The 3,408-nt window shown below is 63.4% G+C and carries 3 protein-coding genes and 1 pseudogene; all 4 read left to right on the top strand.

Annotation, left to right across the window (positions count from 1 at the left end):
- A partial coding sequence (locus tag WB528_RS17685; protein WP_423889693.1) for a glutamate ligase domain-containing protein occupies positions 1-622 on the top strand: 622 nt, incomplete at its 5' end.
- Positions 619-2,058, top strand: coding sequence for a UDP-N-acetylmuramoylalanyl-D-glutamyl-2,6-diaminopimelate--D-alanyl-D-alanine ligase (locus WB528_RS17680; RefSeq protein WP_423889692.1), 1,440 nt, complete (start codon positions 619-621; stop codon positions 2,056-2,058). The genes WB528_RS17685 and WB528_RS17680, both read left to right, overlap by 4 nt.
- 9 nt (positions 2,059-2,067) lie before the next feature.
- A complete protein-coding gene (mraY, locus tag WB528_RS17675; protein WP_423889691.1) occupies positions 2,068-3,174 on the top strand; it encodes a phospho-N-acetylmuramoyl-pentapeptide-transferase in 1,107 nt (368 codons plus the stop codon).
- Positions 3,174-3,408, top strand: a pseudogene (murD, locus tag WB528_RS17670) (UDP-N-acetylmuramoyl-L-alanine--D-glutamate ligase); the annotation flags it as partial. The gene mraY and the pseudogene murD, both read left to right, overlap by 1 nt.

Here is a 3,408-nt window from a genome sequence, read left to right as displayed (position 1 = left end):
GCTTGAGCTCGTCCATCGTGGCCGTCGTTATTCGATCCATCTGCCGCTGGTCGGCGAGTTCCAGATCGAGAACGCGGTTGTGGCCGCGGGCCTTGCGATCGGCACCGGCAGCGCGCCGGATGAGGTTTTCGCCGCGCTCGAAAATCTCGAAGGCGCCAGGGGCAGGCTGGAGCGGGTCGGCGAACATAACGGCGCGCCGATCTTCGTCGATTACGCCCACAAACCGGATGCGCTGGCCAAAGCATTGCAAGCCTTGCGGCCCTATGCATCGGGAAAGCTCATCGTCGTGTTCGGCGCCGGCGGCGACCGCGACGCCGGCAAGCGTCCGCTGATGGGCGCGATCGCCACCGAGAACGCTGACAAGGTCATCGTCACCGACGACAATCCGCGTAGCGAAAATCCGGCGACCATTCGCGCGGCGATCCTGGCGGCCGCCCAAGGCGCTGCGGAAATCGGTGACCGCGCGAAAGCGATCGCAAACGCCATTGCCGGGCTTGCCAAAGGAGATGTGCTTCTGATTGCCGGCAAGGGCCATGAGACCGGCCAGATCATCGGCGATCGTGTGCTGCCGTTCAGCGATCATGACGCGGTGGCTTCCGCTTTGGCGGAGACAGTGGCATGAGCGTAGTGCCATTATGGACATCGGATGCAATGCGCGCGGCGATGCACGCCACGGTCAATGGCGTGTTGCCGCAACCGATCACCGGCATTTCCATCGATAGCCGCACGATCCGGCCGGGTGAGGCGTATTTTGCGATCCGTGGCGCGGTGCATGACGGCCATGACTTTGTTGCCGCGGCGTTGAAGGCCGGAGCTGCGCTCGCGGTCGTCGAAAAAGCGCAAGCCGCCAGATTTGGGAGCGATGCACCGCTGCTCGTCGTGGACGATGTGCTCGGCGCGCTCGTCGATCTGGCGCACGCCTCGCGTGCGCGATTGCAAGCGCAAGTGATCGCGGTCACCGGCTCGGTCGGCAAGACATCGACCAAGGAAGCGCTGTTGCACGTGCTCTCGGCGCAGGGGCAGACCCATGCTTCCGCCGCGTCCTTCAACAATCATTGGGGTGTGCCGCTGTCGCTGGCGCGCTGTCCGGCGAGCGCGCAATTTGCGGTGTTCGAGATCGGGATGAATCACGCCGGCGAAATCGAGCCGCTGGTGAAAATGGTGCGGCCGCAGGTGGCCATCATCACGACCGTCGAGCCGGTGCATCTGGAATTCTTTTCCGGCATCGAGGCGATTGCCGATGCCAAGGCGGAAATCTTCGAAGGCGTCGAACAAGGCGGCGCCGTGGTGCTGAACCGCGACAATTCGCAGTTCGCTCGCCTGAGCCGTCGCGCCAAAATGTGCGGAATTGCGCGCATCGTTTCGTTCGGCGTCAACGAGAAAGCAGAGGCGCGGCTCCTCGACATTTCGCTGCATGCGACCTGCTCGGCGGTGCATGCCGATATTCTCGGGCATGAAGTCACCTACAAGCTCGGCATGCCCGGACGCCATATGGCGATGAATTCGCTCGCGGTGCTCGCCGCCTCCTCTTTGGCAGGCGCCGATCTTGCGCTGGCCTCGCTGTCGCTGACGCAGCTCGTGCCGGCGGCGGGCCGCGGCGTCCGGCATATGCTGGCCGTGCCCGGCGGCGACGTCACCCTGATCGACGAGACTTATAACGCGAACCCAGCATCGATGGCGGCAGCCCTCAGTGTCCTTGGCCAGACGAAGGTGGGTCCGCAGGGCAGGCGGATCGCGGTATTGGGCGATATGCTGGAGCTGGGCGCGACCGGGCCACAATTGCATCGCGGCCTGAATGACGCCATCAAGGCCCACCATATCGATCTGGTCTATTGTTGTGGCCCGCTAATGCGCCACCTATGGGATGCTCTTTCCACCGGCAAGCGAGGCGGTTATGCCGATAGCGCGGCGAATCTCGAAGTGCAGGTGCTGACCGCCATTCGGGCCGGCGATGCCGTCATGATCAAGGGTTCGTTCGGCTCGAAGATGAAGACCATAGTCACCGCGCTTGAAAAGCGCTTTCCCGGCAAAGCCGCGCTCGACGATGCCGCGGTATAGGCAGATTTAATGTTCTACTGGCTGATCGATCTCTCCAACACCGTTCCCGGCCTCGCCCCGCTGCACAGCCTTCTGAACGTGTTTCGCTACATCACGTTCCGCACCGGCGGCGCGATGGTGACCGGGGCGTTGTTCGTTTTCCTGTTCGGCCCCTGGATCATCGATCACCTGCGGCTTCGCCAGGGCAAGGGGCAGCCGATCCGCACCGACGGTCCGCAGTCTCATCTCGTCACCAAAAAAGGCACGCCGACCATGGGCGGGCTGATGATCCTTTCCGGGCTGGTGGTCTCGACCGTGCTGTGGGCCAATCCGCTCAATCCCTATGTCTGGATCGTACTGGCGGTGACGCTCGGCTTTGGCTTCGTCGGCTTCTATGACGATTACCTGAAGGTCACCAAGCAGACCCATAGCGGCTTTGCCGGCCGCATACGGCTTCTGATCGAGGCGATCATCGCCTTGCTTGCGTGCGTCGCCCTGGTCCATCTCGGGCGCGAGCCATTCTCGACGTCGCTGGTGATTCCCTTCTTCAAGGACGTGGCGCTGAATCTCGGCTGGTTCTTCGCGGTGTTCGGCGCCTTCATCATTGTCGGCGCCGGCAATGCGGTCAATTTGACCGACGGTCTCGACGGCCTCGCCATCGTGCCGGTGATGATCGCCGCCGCCAGCTTCGGCATGATCTCCTATCTCACCGGCAACGCCGTATTTTCGGATTATTTGCAGATCAACTACGTGGCCGGCACCGGCGAGCTCGCCGTCATCTGCGGCGCGGTGCTGGGCGCCGGTCTTGGATTTCTCTGGTTCAACGCGCCGCCGGCCTCGATCTTCATGGGCGATACCGGCTCGCTCGCGCTCGGCGGCATGATTGGCTCGATCGCGGTTGCGGTGAAACACGAGATTGTGCTCGCCGTGATCGGCGGCCTGTTCGTGCTCGAGGCGGTTTCGGTGATCGTGCAGGTGGCTTCCTTCAAGCTCACCGGCAAACGCATCTTCAAGATGGCGCCGATCCACCACCATTTCGAACAACTGGGCTGGACCGAGCCGCAGATCGTGATCCGGTTCTGGATCATCTCCGTGATGCTGGCGCTCGCCGGCCTCTCGACCTTGAAGCTGCGGTGATGATCCCCGTCACCTCCTTTGCAGGCAAGACGGTTGCGGTGTTCGGCCTCGGCGGCTCCGGTCTGGCGAGCTGTTACGCGCTCAAGGCCGGCGGCGCCGAAGTGATCGCAGGCGACGACGGCGCCGAGCGGTTGGCGGAAGCCGCCAAAGCCGGCTTCGTCACCGCCGACCTGCGCAGCGTGGACTGGTCGCGTTTTGCCGCACTGATCCTGACGCCGGGCGTGCCGCTGACCC

The organism is Bradyrhizobium sp. (assembly GCF_049586575.1).
Taxonomy (GTDB): Bacteria; Pseudomonadota; Alphaproteobacteria; order Rhizobiales; family Xanthobacteraceae; genus Bradyrhizobium.
Note: the sequence above shows the minus strand (reverse complement) of the source record. Positions and strands in the feature narration are given on the sequence as shown.

Excerpts from the sequence above, each read along its gene's own strand:
- mraY (WP_423889691.1), top strand. The coding sequence starts at position 2,068 with ATGTTCTACTGGCTGATCGATCTCTCCAACACCGTTCCCGGCCTCGCC.
- WB528_RS17680 (WP_423889692.1), top strand. The coding sequence starts at position 619 with ATGAGCGTAGTGCCATTATGGACATCGGATGCAATGCGCGCGGCGATG.